This window comes from Intestinibacillus sp. NTUH-41-i26 (assembly GCF_032769475.1).
In the GTDB taxonomy this organism is placed as follows: domain Bacteria; phylum Bacillota; class Clostridia; order Oscillospirales; family Butyricicoccaceae; genus Agathobaculum; species Agathobaculum ammoniilyticum.
This window is the reverse complement of sequence record NZ_CP136477.1, coordinates 881,582-894,829: the sequence shown is the minus strand read 5'-3', so window position 1 is coordinate 894,829 and position 13,248 is coordinate 881,582. Positions and strand designations below refer to the sequence as shown.

At 57.9% G+C, this 13,248-nt stretch carries 14 protein-coding genes; 5 read left to right on the top strand and 9 right to left on the bottom strand.

The window, feature by feature from the left end; translation table 11 throughout:
* Positions 1–30: 30 nt before the first annotated feature.
* Positions 31–1,263 (bottom strand): polysaccharide deacetylase family protein, encoded by a 1,233-nt coding sequence (locus RX717_RS04485; RefSeq protein WP_159068066.1) that lies wholly within the window; start codon positions 1,261–1,263, stop codon positions 31–33.
* A 187-nt stretch (positions 1,264–1,450) separates the two neighbouring features.
* Between RX717_RS04485 and RX717_RS04480 the strand changes: the two genes are divergently transcribed.
* From RX717_RS04480 to thiE, 5 genes are all read left to right on the top strand, one after another.
* Entirely contained in the window at positions 1,451–2,239 is a 789-nt protein-coding gene (locus tag RX717_RS04480; protein WP_054326812.1) for a class I SAM-dependent methyltransferase, read from the top strand.
* Between the two features lie 79 nt (positions 2,240–2,318).
* Positions 2,319–2,852, top strand: a complete 534-nt coding sequence (locus RX717_RS04475; RefSeq protein ID WP_107630885.1) for a DUF1836 domain-containing protein — start codon at positions 2,319–2,321, stop codon at positions 2,850–2,852.
* The gene (locus RX717_RS04470) at positions 2,852–3,328 is read left to right on the top strand and encodes a YbaK/EbsC family protein (RefSeq protein WP_054326810.1); all 477 of its coding nucleotides are present in this window, start codon (positions 2,852–2,854) and stop codon (positions 3,326–3,328) included. Before RX717_RS04475 ends, RX717_RS04470 begins: the two co-directional genes overlap by 1 nt.
* Positions 3,304–4,041, top strand: a complete 738-nt coding sequence (locus RX717_RS04465) for a nitrilase-related carbon-nitrogen hydrolase (protein ID WP_316960572.1) — start codon at positions 3,304–3,306, stop codon at positions 4,039–4,041. The genes RX717_RS04470 and RX717_RS04465 overlap by 25 nt, the downstream gene beginning before the upstream one ends.
* A 14-nt stretch (positions 4,042–4,055) precedes the next feature.
* Positions 4,056–4,691 (top strand): thiamine phosphate synthase, encoded by a 636-nt coding sequence (gene thiE / locus RX717_RS04460; protein WP_107630887.1) that lies wholly within the window; start codon positions 4,056–4,058, stop codon positions 4,689–4,691.
* A gap of 77 nt (positions 4,692–4,768) precedes the next feature.
* Here the strand turns inward: thiE and RX717_RS04455 are convergent, their stop codons facing one another.
* The 8 genes from RX717_RS04455 to RX717_RS04420 all read right to left on the bottom strand — a co-directional run bounded on the left by RX717_RS04455 (position 4,769) and on the right by RX717_RS04420 (position 13,078).
* Positions 4,769–5,656: an AraC family transcriptional regulator gene (locus RX717_RS04455; RefSeq protein WP_107630888.1), complete on the bottom strand. Its 888-nt coding sequence runs from the start codon at positions 5,654–5,656 to the stop codon at positions 4,769–4,771.
* 2 nt (positions 5,657–5,658) lie between these two features.
* Positions 5,659–6,771 carry a glycerol dehydrogenase gene (locus tag RX717_RS04450; protein WP_054326805.1) on the bottom strand — a complete coding sequence of 371 codons (1,113 nt, stop codon included), beginning with the start codon at positions 6,769–6,771 and terminating at the stop codon, positions 5,659–5,661.
* 40 nt (positions 6,772–6,811) lie between these two features.
* Positions 6,812–7,780 (bottom strand): transketolase family protein, encoded by a 969-nt coding sequence (locus RX717_RS04445; protein WP_107630889.1) that lies wholly within the window; start codon positions 7,778–7,780, stop codon positions 6,812–6,814.
* A gap of 6 nt (positions 7,781–7,786) precedes the next feature.
* Positions 7,787–8,650 (bottom strand): transketolase, encoded by an 864-nt coding sequence (locus RX717_RS04440; protein WP_107630890.1) that lies wholly within the window; start codon positions 8,648–8,650, stop codon positions 7,787–7,789.
* A 17-nt stretch (positions 8,651–8,667) separates the two neighbouring features.
* A complete protein-coding gene (locus RX717_RS04435; RefSeq protein WP_107630891.1) occupies positions 8,668–9,726 on the bottom strand; it encodes a zinc-dependent alcohol dehydrogenase in 1,059 nt (352 codons plus the stop codon).
* Positions 9,727–9,769: 43 nt separating this feature from the next.
* A complete protein-coding gene (locus RX717_RS04430; RefSeq protein ID WP_107630892.1) occupies positions 9,770–11,173 on the bottom strand; it encodes an MFS transporter in 1,404 nt (467 codons plus the stop codon).
* 133 nt (positions 11,174–11,306) lie between these two features.
* Positions 11,307–12,134 carry a sugar phosphate isomerase/epimerase family protein gene (locus tag RX717_RS04425; protein WP_159068067.1) on the bottom strand — a complete coding sequence of 276 codons (828 nt, stop codon included), beginning with the start codon at positions 12,132–12,134 and terminating at the stop codon, positions 11,307–11,309.
* Between the two features lie 359 nt (positions 12,135–12,493).
* Positions 12,494–13,078 (bottom strand): GerMN domain-containing protein, encoded by a 585-nt coding sequence (locus tag RX717_RS04420; protein ID WP_054326799.1) that lies wholly within the window; start codon positions 13,076–13,078, stop codon positions 12,494–12,496.
* Between the last annotated feature and the right edge of the window lie 170 nt (positions 13,079–13,248).

Here is a 13,248-nt window from a genome sequence, read left to right as displayed (position 1 = left end):
CCTGCCTTTTCGAGCAGGTGTATTTCCCTTTTAAGCGGTTACAATGACCGTCTGCGATTCCTCGTCCCAATCGACTGCAAAACCGCACAGGTCGCCCAGACTACGCAGCTTATAATAGGTATACCCGTCAACATTATAAGCCGCGACCATGCTGGGTACGCTGTCCGCCACGGTCGGCTCTGTGATGGACTGAACCGTGCGGGTCTCGCCGGACAGGGGCGCGTTTTCCGTCCCCAGCGGCGTGTATGGCGTAAACGACTGCAGCTCCACGCGATTTTTCCCGCTGTTCCACTCTACGTTAAACGCGCTGCCCGTTCCCCCCAGCAGGACCGCAACGTCCCGCACGCGCACATAATTGTTGCCATTGATGTAGTAGGCCGGCAGCTTGGCCAGCTCCCCGTTGACCGATACCGCGGCCAGCGCCGGAACCGCCTGGTCGGTCTGCCGCAGCAGCGCGGACACCGGCCGGTCCATCGTGATCCCGTAACGCGAAAGACCCTGTAGGGTAACGGAAATCTCGGACAGACCAGGATTGGTCAGCGCGCTGACCTGTATCCCCGCCTGTGCCAGCAAGTCCGGCATCCAACTGTCATACGCGCCGAACGGGTAGGAAAAATAATTGACCTTTTCCTGGCCGGTATGCGTCAGGATCAACTGTACGCTGCTCGACAGGTCACCGCCCACCCGCGCGTTATACGCGCTGCGCGATTCTCCCTTAAGGCGCATCACCCCGTTGATGCCATCGGGCGCGTTGTTTCCGCCATACTGCGGGTTATGCAGGTTATAGGTATGCGAGCCGACCTCGACAGCGCCGCTGTCCACCATCTCCCGCAGCTCATCCCAGGTCATATTGTGCCGTGCGGAATCGGCGTCCCCTTCCTGCCGGATATTATGCGCAACAACCGCAATCGCGGCTTTCATACCGGTGTTCTGCAGCACCGGATAAGCATAATCATAGTTGGAGCGGTAGCCATCGTCGAAGGTTACCATCACCGCCTTGTCCGGCAGCTGCATTTTCCCTTCCCGAATATTGATCAGGTCCGCCGGCAGCAGCGGCGTATAGCCGAACTGCTGTAAAAATTCCATATCCAGCCGGAACCGTTCGTCCGTGACCGTCATGCTGTTGGTTTTGGACGGGTCGGTCGTCAAATCGTGATACATCAGCACCGGCAGTTTCGTGCCGGCCGCACCGCAGGTTCCGAAAGCGGAAAGCATCACCGCAAGGCAGGCCGCCAAAAGCCCATCCCTCAAAAACCGTTTCATCGCACTGGTTTGCCCCCTTTTATCGCAATCCCCCATGGTTTATTGTTTAAGTATAGCATATTTTTGTGCCGCTGTCCACCTGCCGGCCGTCTTGCGGCCGGTTCCGGTCTGTGGTATAATCACAGCAATACGCCGCAGGCCGTCCGGCGGCAGGCACATCGATTTCCCCAAAAGGAGGCTTCCGATCATGGACAACCGTTATCTGATCGATTTCTACAACCACTATGACGAGGACAGCCGGCTGCGGCTCCCGCACGGAACGGTTGAGTTTCTGACCACCATGCATTACATCGGGAAATACCTGTCCCCCGGCAGCCGCGTACTTGAAATCGGCGCGGGAACCGGCCGCTACTCCCACGCGCTCGCGCAGCAGGGCTACACCGTGGACGCGGTGGAGCTGGTCGAACACAACATCGAGGTGTTCCGCGCGCACACCCAGCCCCAGGAAAAGGTGCGCGTCGTTCAGGGCAACGCACTGGATCTGTCCGCCTTTCCGAACGGCACATACGATATCACGCTGCTGCTCGGGCCGCTGTACCACCTCTACACCAAGCGGGACAAGCAGCAGGCACTGCGGGAGGCGCTCCGCGTAACAAAGCCGGGCGGTATTGTTTTCGCCGCTTATGTCATCTCTGACGGCTGCCTGCTGGACGAAGGCTTCCACCGGGGCAATATCGATGTGCGCGCGTATATCCGCGACGGACTGCTCGATGCGGAAACCTTTGCCGCTACCTCGCAGCCAAAGGACCTGTTCGAGCTTGTTCGCAAGGAGGATATCGACAAACTGATGGCGGATTTCCCCGTGACCCGCCTGCATTATGTGGCGTCGGATGGCTGTGCCCTGTTCATGCGCGAGGCGGTCGACCAAATGGACGAAGCGGCCTTCGCACTGTATCTGAAATACCACTTCGCCACCTGCGAGCGGCCGGATCTGGCGGGCGTCACCAGCCATGCGCTCGATATTTTCCAAAAGTGAGCCGCCGGACAGATAGCCCGCACCCTTGCACCGGCCGAGGGAAAGGACTATAATATAAGGAAAGGAATGAGGTGAACGCATGTCCGAGCTTGATGCGCTGATCGACGAGGTTTTTTCCGATCAGGATATCCAGCCTGCCGATGTGCCGCGGCTTGATCTGTATATGGACCAGGTGTTGTCGCTGTTCGACGAGACGCTTTCGGCGGAAAAACGCGACCCAACTGACAAGTTGCTGACAAAAACCATGGTCCACAACTATGTCAAGGAGGGCTTGCTGGCGCCCGTGCGCGGCAAAAAATACACCCGCCAGCAAATCATGCAGCTGCTCTGCGTCTACCATCTCAAGCAGACGCTCAAGCTCAGCGACGTGAAGGCCCTGACCGGACGGGACGGCGTGGATTTTGAGGCCGGCTATACGCGGCTGCTCCAGAACAAGGAGCGCATCCGCGCGCTTATCCCGCCCCTGCTGCGCGAGTATCTGCCCGCCGACCCGCATGATCCGGACGAGCGTCTCGTGCTTTGCCTGACGCTGAGCGAAACCGCGATCTATCTGCGCCGCCTATGCGAGCGCCTGATCGATACCATACCGGAACAGAGTGGAGGAACTACCTGATGTCTATTGAAAAAGCAAAAAACCATTTGTCCCGCTTCGGTGCGGCGCAACGCGTGTTGGAATTCGACACCTCCTCCGCCACCGTCGAGCTGGCGGCACAAGCTGTCGGTTGCGAGCCGGCCCGCATTGCCAAAACGCTGTCGTTCCGCACGAACGGCGGCGTAATCCTGATTGTCACCGCAGGCGACGCTAAGGTGGATAATCCCAAATACAAGGCCCGCTTCGGCTGCAAGGCAAAAATGCTCGCCTTTGATGAGGTCGAGCCGGAAATCGGCCACGCGGTCGGCGGGGTCTGCCCGTTCGGCATCAACTCCGGCGTGACCGTTTTCCTGGATGAATCACTCCACCGGTTCGAAACGGTATTCCCCGCCTGCGGCTCCGCGAACTCTGCCATCGAGCTGACCATTCCGGAGCTGGAGCAGTTCTCCGGCTACAAGGCATGGGTGGACGTATGCAAGGGCTGGCGCGAGGCATAACCGTTTCCCTTGCGCAGTTCGGCGCCGGAACGGACAAGCGGCACAACCTGCACGCCATTCAATCGTTTGCGCAGGAAAGCTCGGATGCCGGCGCATCCATGCTGTTTTTGCCGGAATACAGCATGTTTTATGCAAAAACGAACAGGCGGTCGCTGAACATACAGGCCGCAGAGCCGCTGGACGGTCCGTTCGTGACCGCCTTGGCCGAGCTGGCGCGGCGGCATGGCCTGTGGCTTGCCGCCGGTGTATATGAGCGCACGGATGGCCTGCCGTACAACACCGTCGTTGTGCTGGATGCCCGCGGCACGTTGCGCGGCTGCCACCGCAAGCAAATGCTGTATGATGCGTTCGACTACCGCGAATCCGATGAATGTCGGGCGGGCGACTGTGCTTTTCCGACAGTAGATACCCCCGCCGGACGCCTTGGCATTATCACCTGCTTCGAGCTTCGTTTTCCCGCGCTGGCTGCCGCGCAACGGGCCGCAGGTGCGGAAGTTCTGTTCGTCCCCGCCGGCTGGGTCGCGGGGTCGAACAAGCTGCTGCACTGGCGCACCCTCCTGTGCGCCCGCGCGATTGAAAACCATATGACCGTACTCGGCGCCGATCAATACGCGCCGAACCGCTTCATTGGCCACAGCGCCGCGTTCGCGCCGGACGGCGCCGGACTCGGCGCGCTCGAATCGGGCTGTGGCCTGCTCAATATATCAATATGAATCGAGGAATCAACATGCAATTCGATCCCACGCTCTACGTTATTACGGACAGCAGCTACCACACGGAGGACAGCCTGTTGAGCGCGGTCAGTGAGGCCTGCGCCGGCGGCGCGACGCTCATTCAGCTTCGCGAAAAGGATACCGGCGGCCGCGATTACCTTGCGCTCGCGCGGCGGGTCAAGGAGGTCGCCGACCGCTTCCGGGTGCCGCTCATTATTGACGATCGGGTGGACGTCGCCCTCGCCTGCGGCGCGGCGGGCGTGCATGTCGGGGCGAGCGACCTGCCGGTTGCGGTCTGCCGCAGTCTGCTGGGGCCGGACCGGATCGTCGGCGCGACCGCGAAATCCGTCGAAGCCGCCAAGGCCGCTTATGCGGACGGCGCGGACTACCTCGGCACAGGCGCGATCTATCCCACCACGACCCACGTTGCCACCAGGCTGACGCCGGTTTCCACACTGAACGAGATCTGCCGCGCCGTTCCCATTCCGGTGGTCGCCATCGGCGGCCTGCAGGCAGATAATCTGGACGTTCTCGCGGACAGCCCGATCGCGGGTGTGGCGGTCGTGTCCGCCGTTATGAAAGCGGACGACCCGCGCGCCGCAGCGGCCGCAATCCGTCAAAGGGTGCTGTCCATGCGCGAAAAGCGCTGACGCCGCGCTCCCCCATGCAGCAGAATACGAAAGCCGCAGGTCCTCTCACGGAGCCTGCGGCTTTCTATATGGTGTATTCAGTTGTCTTTTTTATGCCGCTCCCGATACTGCGACAGGGAAAGCCCCTCATATTGCTGAAACAGCTTGTACAGCGCCCGCGATGAGGTGAAGCCGATCTTTTCCGCGATCTCCTCGATGGACAAATCGGTCGTACACAGGTAATTTTTTGCGTATGCAATGCGGAGCAGGTTGGTGTTTTTCATAAATGTTGTAGAGAACATCGCTTTATAGGCCCGATTGATGTGGCGCGGCGATACGTTAAGGGCTTCAGCCACGCTTTCCACCGAAATATTTTCCGGATAATGCGCATGGATATACATGGACACCTGCATCGCCAGGTTTTCATGACCGGAGAAATGCACGTCCCTGACCGGCGCTCTCATGATCTGCCGCAGCGTCAAAACGAAAAACTGATAGCACAGCATGACTGCCTGCGTATTCCAGCCGAGCCGGCGCTCCCTGATTTCCGCAAGGATGCGTTCGACGTTCTGCCGTGCGTCTGCATGTGCGTTGAGTATCTGAAAGCCTGTTCTATCGACCGGAAGCAGCGCCTGCCGGATATCCGCAAGCTCGGCTGTCCCATCCGGCCCGTTCATGGCAAGCCGCTCGCAGGGGACAATGTCAAAGATCAGCGCAAAGTACCGTTTGGGTACGTCAGGGTCGTAATACAGATGGTGCTTGATATCCTTGGAAAGGACGCACGCCTGCCCCTCCCTCAATTCCTGCACCGTACCGGCAATATTGATCCTTACATTCCCCTCCAGTACATAATAGATTTCATACATGGGATGGTTATGCGGGAATTCGGCGATCCAGCGGTCGAGCATTTCCGCATAATATACAACAAATTTATATCCGGAAAACGCAAGCTCCGCTATATTCTTCATATACTGCCGGTCATTCATATTTACAGCAGCGATCCTCCCTCATGGTACAGATGGCCTATCGCATCTGCCGCCTTATAAGCCCCAAGCACCTTCTCATAAGTGACCTCAAACGGCTGGTTGTGTATGAAGCCCTGCTCCAGCGCCGCTTTTGTCATGATATCGTACTCTTCGTCCGTCAGGTCGCTCAAATGCATATCATCAAAGGTGATGGGCAGGCCCACATCCCGACAGAAGCGGTAAACCTCGTCAAGCTGTTCATTGGATGCGCCCTGCATCACGAGCTGGCAGCAGGTGGAGAACGCCACGCCCTCGCCGTGGTAAACATATTCCTCTCGGTCCGGCAGCGCCAAGGTGCCGAAATAAAAGCTGTGATCCGAAGAAGAGCCGTTGTTTTCAAACCCCATGCCGCTCATCAGTATGTTCACTTCTATTATAGCATTATATGCGTCGCTCAGCGCCCTTTTTTCCGCGGCCAGCTTGGCCTGCCGGCCGTACCGGAACAGCATGTCGTAGGACAGCTTGGCGATCGCCAGCGCGCTGTGCGTACCCACGCCGCCGTGGTGATTATTAAAATAATTGTCCTGACACACTAGGCCGCCGACATAGGTGGAAAGCGCGTCGCCCATGCCAGAGACGAATTGGCGTACCGGCGCTTTCAGCAGGATCTCGGTATCCACCAGCACAAGGTCGGGGTTTTTGGGGGAGTTGATCGCCTCGGTCATCATGTGCGTCTGTTCGTCGTAAATGCAGGACGCCGCGCTGGTATAGGCGTCGGTCGCCGCAATTGTCGGAATGATGACCTCGTTGAGCAGCCCGCCCTTAAACGCCGCCGCCTTGACCGAATCCACCACCTTTCCACCGCCAATGCCAATCAGCGTCTGTGCGCCGAACGACTGCGCCGCGTCCATCAGCTTCTGGATATTGGACCAGCTGCATTCGCCGGAAAACTCATAAAAGGAGACTTCTTTTCCCGCGAGCGCGACGGATATGGTGTCCTTCAGGTCGCGCATCCGGTTTTTGCTGGCGACGACCAGAAATTTTGAACCCATCCAGTCCACATATTTGTTCAGGTCGTGAAGCACGCCGTAGCCCTGCACATACTTTCCGCAGCAGCCCATGACTTGTGTCATCATTTCAGTATTCCCTCGCTTTCCCTCTAAAACAGTCGTCCGGTCACAGGCGCAGCATCTCTTCCAGCTTTGCCGTGATGCCATCGCGGTCCATGCCGTAATAATGGTAGATGTCGTCCGTCGAGCCCAGCACAGCGAACTCATCCGGCATGCCGACACGGCGGAAATTGCCCTTGTAGCTGACCTCGCACAGAACCTCGGCCACCGCGCCGCCCAGACCGCCGTTGATCGAGTGGTCCTCTACGGTGACGATATTGCCGGTCTTCTGCGCCACACGCAGGATGGCGTCCTCGTCGAGCGGCTTGATGGTGTGCATATCCAGAACGCCGATGCTCGAGCCATGCTTTTCCTTCATCATTTTGGCCGCCATCAGGCACTCGTACAGGTTGGAGCCGCACGAGATGATGTAGGCATCCGTACCCTCCAGCGTCTCGATCGCCTTGCCAATGGTCAGCTCATAATCCTCGGCGTAGACGTTCGGCGAGCCTGCGCGGTCGATGCGGATAATCATGGGGCCTTCGTAATCCATCGACGCACGGATAAACTTGCAGCACTGCGCCGCATCAGCAGGAACGACGACCGTCAGGTTGGGGATAGCGCGGTAGAGCGCCAGGTCTGCGATATCGTTATGGGTCGGGCCGCCGCCCGCGGTCACGCCCGAATGGGTGCCGATGAGACGGACCTTCACGTCGTTATACGCAATGTCGGTATGGATCTGGTCGGCCGCGCGCAGGGGCAGGAACGGACCGAACACCTGAGAGAACACCGTGCAGCCGGACAGCGCCAGACCTGCCGACGCGCCGACCTGGTCGGGCTCGGCGATGCCAAAGTTGAAGCACCGCTCCGGAAACTCCTTGAGCAGCTTGCCCGCCGAGGAGGACGGCGCCACATTATCACTGAAGGTAAACACAAAATCCTTGCCCTCGCAGGCCATCTTGTAAAGCTCCTCGCCGTACGCCTCGCGGGCGTTGGAGAGCATCATATCAAAATCGTAAGTCGTTTTCGCTGCCATCGTTCATCACGCCTTTCTCATTTTTGCAACGTCCGCGAGCGCGGTCTTGAGATCCTCTTCACCGATGCCGCCGCCGTGCCACTTGTGGTTGCCTTCCATGAAGGAAACGCCCTTGCCCTTGACCGTGTTGGAGATAATGAACGTCGGCTTGGCGCGCTTTGCATAGTCGCGCTCCGGCAGGTGGTCGAGCGCCGCGCAGACCTGCGCCATGTCGTTGCCGTCCTCGATTTCGATGACCTCCCAGCCGAATGCGCGCACCTTGTCCGCCACCGGATCTATGTTCATGACATGTTCGGTCGTACCCGTCATCTGCAGGCCGTTTTTGTCCAGGATGCAGGTCAGGTTGTTTAGCTGGTAATGGCCGCCCGCCATCAGGGCCTCCCAGTTGGTACCCTCGTCGAATTCGCCGTCGCCGATCATGACGATAACGCGGTAGTTTTCCTTGCGGTAGCGCGCGCCGAGTGCATAGCCGACCGCGATCGGCAGGCCGTGGCCGAGCGAGCCAGCCGAAACCTCGATCTGCGGGCATTTCTTTCGGTTGGAGTGCATGCCAAACTTGTACTGGTCGAGGTTTTCAAAGTGCTCGACCATGTAGTCCTGCGTGTACGCCCCCAGATCGGAAAAGATGGTGTACAGCGTCTCCGAGCAATGGCCCTTGGAGAGGATGAAGCGGTCGCGGCCCTCCTTGTGCGGGTCCATGACGTCAAAGTTCAGGTATTTGTAATACAGCGCGACCGCCATCTCCACAATGGACAGCTCGCCGCCCAGATGGCCCATGCCGATGCGGTAAATAAAATTCAGCAGATCGCTCCGGATATCGACGCACTTGTCCTCCAACTCCGCAATCGTCAACAGCTTTTTCTCGCTCATCTTCAAGACCCTCCTTGTTATTCCCCGTCAAACCGGTTGCAGCGGATGACGATTTTCGGATATTTGCCGCTCAGGTGCGCCGCAAACGCCTGCTCGCAGTCATCGATATCAAAGATCTGCTCCGGCTTTGTGAACGCGCTGAAATCCATATCCGGCAGCATCAGCGCCGTGCGCTCAAAGTTGAAATGCGTGCAGTAGGTGCCGCTGACCGTGATCTGCCGGTTATAGCAGTACTCGTACAGGTTGAACGGCAGGTCGTACGAATTCGGGAACATCGCGGAAAACAGCACGGTGCCGCACTTTGCCGCAAGCGGCAGCACAGACTGCGCCGCGCCCGGCACGCCGGAAACCTCGACAATCACGTCATAGCCATGCCCCTCGGTGATCTCCATGCCGCGCGCAAACAGGTCCTCTTTCGTGGGATCGACCGTGTAATCCACGCCGATGCTCCTGGCGATCGCGCAGCGCTCCTGGTTCGGCTCGGACAGGGTCAGGCAGGCCGCGCCGCGCTTTTTGAACAGCTGGCAGGTGATCAGGCCGATCGGACCGCCGCCGGAAACCAGCACGCGGCCGCCGGTCTGCAGGTTGGACTTATCCATGATGCGCACGCCGATGGAAAGCGGCTCCATCATGCAGCCCTGTAGCAGGCTGACGCCCTTGGGCAGCTTGACCACCTGGGACTTGTGCCAAACGACATACTCCGCCATGCATGGCTCATTGCCCGCGTTCTCACAGTATTCCGGATTGCCGGTCTTGCAGTAATAGCAGCTTCCGCAGTAATGCAGGAAATTGCCGCCCACACGGTCGCCCACCTTGAGTCCAGTATCGCCGGCGCGCTCGCCCAGCTCGACGATCACGCCCGACATCTCATGCCCCAGGCCGAACGGCGGCTCCAGACCAAACGCGCCGCCCACGATATGCGGGTCCGAGCCGCAGATCGAGCAATACGCAACCTTGATCTTCACTTCCTCCGGCCCGACCGGCTTTACCGCAAAGTCGACAATGCCGACCTTACCCCGCTTCGCCTCGTCCGGATCCTTCATATTACCGACCTTAATACCGCATACCACTTTCATTGCGTTTAGCCTCCTTATTCTTGTTGCGTTGTTGTGTTGCAGCTCAGTCCTCCGCCTGCTTGGCAGCCATACGGCGGCGGGTCAGCTCCTCTACGATCTCGTCAAACCGCTTTTCGGTCAGCGAGTACCGCGTATAAACCAGAATGCCAATGATCAGGATGACCGCCGGCACCAGAGAATTCAGCGCCTTGATAACGGTCAGCGTCGCTTCGTTCTGCACCGCGTTCGCCACATAGCCGGTGAAGCTGAACAGGATGGTCGGCAGGATGCCCGCGATCGTCATGGAGATCTTGATCGAGAACGATGCGAGCGAGAAGATCAAGCCGCCGCAGCGGCGTCCGGTGACATATTCGCCGTATTCCACGCAATCCGGCAGGGTGGACCAGATCGTTGCCAGCGTCATACCGTAGCCGAACGAGCCGAGCGCCTTGCCAATGCAGAAGCCGATCATCATTGTGTTTGGCATGACAAAGAACAGCAGCATGCCGATCGTGGAGATCGCGCAGCCGTAAATTACGGTCATTTTTTTGCCCACGCGCCGTGCAATCGCCGGTACGAACAGCATCGGGATAATGGACGGAAGCGTTTGCAGCAGATTCCAAGTACCCATATCCATCGAGGTAGAGATGTTATACTGCACCACGTTGTACTGCAGGAAGTAAGTGCCGACCGAGGAAACCAAGATGTTGTAGGTGTAGGCCGCCAGATACATGACAAACAGGATGAGCAGCGGCTTGTTCTTTGCAAACTGCGTACCGATATCCCGCCAGCGGAACGGCTCCTCCTTATCCATCGCGGATTCCGGCACGCGCTCCTTGCACACCTTACCAGCCACAAGGAACGAAATCACCATTACGACCGAGAGGATCAGCATGGCGCGCTGGTAGCCGTTTTGCGGCGTAGTACCCAGCGATTCTGACAGCTTTGGCACCAGAATAGAGCAGGCCACGCCGCCGATACCCGAGCAGAACATACGGAACGAATTGAGTTTAGCGCGCTCAATCGGGTCCTGCGTCATGGAAGAGGACAGCGAGGTCACCGGAATGATGATGCCGGTAAACAGCATACCAAACAGGATATAAGTAAACCACGCGTACGCAACCTTGCTGATGCTTTCCGGCGTTGTGAATACCAGCACCGTCGAAATGCCGTACGGGATACACAGCCCCACGAACCAGGGGATGTATTTGCCATGCTTGAAATGACATTTTTCCACGATCGCGCCCATCAGAGGGTCGTTGATCGCGTCCCAGACACGCGCGGCCAGGAACAGTGCGGTTACCTGAGCAGGCGTGATGCCGAAGATATCCGTGTAGAAAAACGTTAAGTAAATCGTGATCGTCTGGAATACCAGGTCGCTGCCAAAGCCCCAGAAGCCATAGGCGAGCTTTTCTCCGGTACCAATTTTGACATAGAAGCGTTTGCTTTCATTTTGTAAATTCGTCATACCGTTCTCCTATTCCGTATCATTGTTTTATCCTCTTTTCCGCTTATGCTTGATTCCGTCTCCCCCTCCTAACGCATGCATCATTCCTCAATCCGCGGCTGTCCTGCAGCAACAGCCGCGCATCAATCGCACATCAATCGACGAATTTCCCCATTTTCTCATAGGCCTCAGGGATAACCGTCTCCGGTCCTTTCGCCCAGATCTCCGAATTGAGCACCTCAACCGATACCGGACCGTCATAGCCGCAGGCGCGGACGCATTCCATGTATCGCCGCACGTCGATCCGCCCGTCTCCCGGCATGCAGCGGTGGTTCTGGTCAAGCCGCGCAAACGGAATCTTTTCCGCATCGTTGAGATGCACCATGAACACCTTTTCCGGCGCGATGCGGCAGATCACATCAAAGTCCGCGCCCACATCCCACAGGTACAGGTTGAAATCGTCGATCACCAGCCCGACCTCCGGCCGGTCCGCCGCCTGCACCAGCCGCCAAGCGGTGCCGATATCCCCGATCGCCATGGTTCCGACCGGCTCGAAAGCGATCTTCATCCCTCTCGCCCCGCCCCTGTCCGCCAGGCGATGCAACGCCTGCAGCGTGTCCGTGAAAATCGCTTCGTCGGTGACGCCTGCCGGCAGATCGGCCCGTTCGTTAGAAAGGACGATCACCCGATCCGCACCGGCCGCTTCCCCCAGGTCGCAGGCGAAGTCCAACTGGGCGCATACGTCCTCCCACTGCTGCTCTGTGCAAAAGTTTATGGAAAATATTGCATTTATCGAGGCGCACCGCATCCGGTGCGCTTGCATCAGCCGGCTGAGATCCTGCAGCGTGTGTTCCTGCAGATAGTTTCTTGCCTTTTGAAAATCGATTTCCACCGAGGAAAAACCCACGTCCGCGCAAAGCCTGATATCCTGCTCCAATGATGAATTCGCCGCGCAGGTCTGCAAATTGTAACATCGTTCCATATCCTGTCCTCCTCCGCCTCCAATCGTACCATTGCATATATTTTTTCTTTTTGTACGTTTCATTTTAAGCAATTCGCACAAACTTTCCATGTTTCAGAGGGACAGCTTCCAACTTTTTAGGTCCATCTGAATAAAGATTTAACACACTCCCGACAATAATCACAAATTTCCCTACGGCGCTTTGTCAGGATTGCTACAATAAAAATTTATAACCCCGCAAAGAAAAAAGCCGCCGGACGCCTCGGGTGCGTCCGGTGGCTTACCGCCTGTGCTTTTTATCAATATGAATTATCCCCTGTCTTTTCCTGCATATGGCGCAAAAAACGGCCCCTGCGTTTTCGCAGGGGCCGTCCATACCTTTACGGGTTGCTGTTTGCCGTTAACGGATAGTCATAGATATCGTGTCCGGTTTCGAGCGGAGCGCCGTCCACTGTGATCAAAACCTGATCCACGCCGCGCGCCTGCGCGAACGTATTGACCAGCGAATAGATCAGCATGCTCTCTCCCGTGGTGCCGGACGCGCGGACCGCCTCGCCATAGGCGGCGTTCATGTCCAGCTTGAGTACGCTGTCCTCCACGGACGACGACTGGACCTCGACACCAGCCGGCAGGGAATTGGCCGCGATCAGCGCGTCCACCAATGCCTGATCCGAGTCGTCCTTCGCGTCCGCGCCGACCGGCGTCAGGGTTTCGCCCTGTTCATCCGGCACATACACGATCACCGACTCCCCGCCCGAAGGGTTGGGGTTGTCTGGCTGCACCGGCTCCTCGTCCGGCTTGTCCGGCGTATCCGGCCCTTCCGGCTCCGCTGGCTTTTCCGGTTCGCTGACGGGCGGCTCTTCCTGTGTCTGCTGCCGCCCCGACACATAGCCATATACGCATGCCGCCGCGATCAACGCGACTACTATCAGGACCACAATAACAATCAAAGTACGTTTTTTCATCCAAAACGCCTCCTTCCTTTTGCATCACAGCGCCACGGCAGCAGCCTTCCGGCACAAGGGCCGCGCACAGCCAAACCCGCCCTGGCAAATCGGTATTCCTTTTATTATATTTTCAATTATATCATATTAGACGAACCGGATACAAGCCTTGTTCCATTTGCTTGACAGCA

What these genes read in the sequence shown, in the direction of transcription:
- RX717_RS04485 (WP_159068066.1), bottom strand. Translation starts at nt 1,263, where the DNA reads ATGAAACGGTTTTTGAGGGATGGGCTTTTGGCGGCCTGCCTTGCGGTG.
- RX717_RS04480 (WP_054326812.1), top strand. Translation starts at nt 1,451, where the DNA reads ATGGACAACCGTTATCTGATCGATTTCTACAACCACTATGACGAGGAC.
- RX717_RS04475 (WP_107630885.1), top strand. Translation starts at nt 2,319, where the DNA reads ATGTCCGAGCTTGATGCGCTGATCGACGAGGTTTTTTCCGATCAGGAT.
- RX717_RS04470 (WP_054326810.1), top strand. Translation starts at nt 2,852, where the DNA reads ATGTCTATTGAAAAAGCAAAAAACCATTTGTCCCGCTTCGGTGCGGCG.
- RX717_RS04465 (WP_316960572.1), top strand. Translation starts at nt 3,304, where the DNA reads ATGCAAGGGCTGGCGCGAGGCATAACCGTTTCCCTTGCGCAGTTCGGC.
- thiE (WP_107630887.1), top strand. Translation starts at nt 4,056, where the DNA reads ATGCAATTCGATCCCACGCTCTACGTTATTACGGACAGCAGCTACCAC.
- RX717_RS04455 (WP_107630888.1), bottom strand. Translation starts at nt 5,656, where the DNA reads ATGAATGACCGGCAGTATATGAAGAATATAGCGGAGCTTGCGTTTTCC.
- RX717_RS04450 (WP_054326805.1), bottom strand. Translation starts at nt 6,771, where the DNA reads ATGATGACACAAGTCATGGGCTGCTGCGGAAAGTATGTGCAGGGCTAC.
- RX717_RS04445 (WP_107630889.1), bottom strand. Translation starts at nt 7,780, where the DNA reads ATGGCAGCGAAAACGACTTACGATTTTGATATGATGCTCTCCAACGCC.
- RX717_RS04440 (WP_107630890.1), bottom strand. Translation starts at nt 8,650, where the DNA reads ATGAGCGAGAAAAAGCTGTTGACGATTGCGGAGTTGGAGGACAAGTGC.
- RX717_RS04435 (WP_107630891.1), bottom strand. Translation starts at nt 9,726, where the DNA reads ATGAAAGTGGTATGCGGTATTAAGGTCGGTAATATGAAGGATCCGGAC.
- RX717_RS04430 (WP_107630892.1), bottom strand. Translation starts at nt 11,173, where the DNA reads ATGACGAATTTACAAAATGAAAGCAAACGCTTCTATGTCAAAATTGGT.
- RX717_RS04425 (WP_159068067.1), bottom strand. Translation starts at nt 12,134, where the DNA reads ATGGAACGATGTTACAATTTGCAGACCTGCGCGGCGAATTCATCATTG.
- RX717_RS04420 (WP_054326799.1), bottom strand. Translation starts at nt 13,078, where the DNA reads ATGAAAAAACGTACTTTGATTGTTATTGTGGTCCTGATAGTAGTCGCG.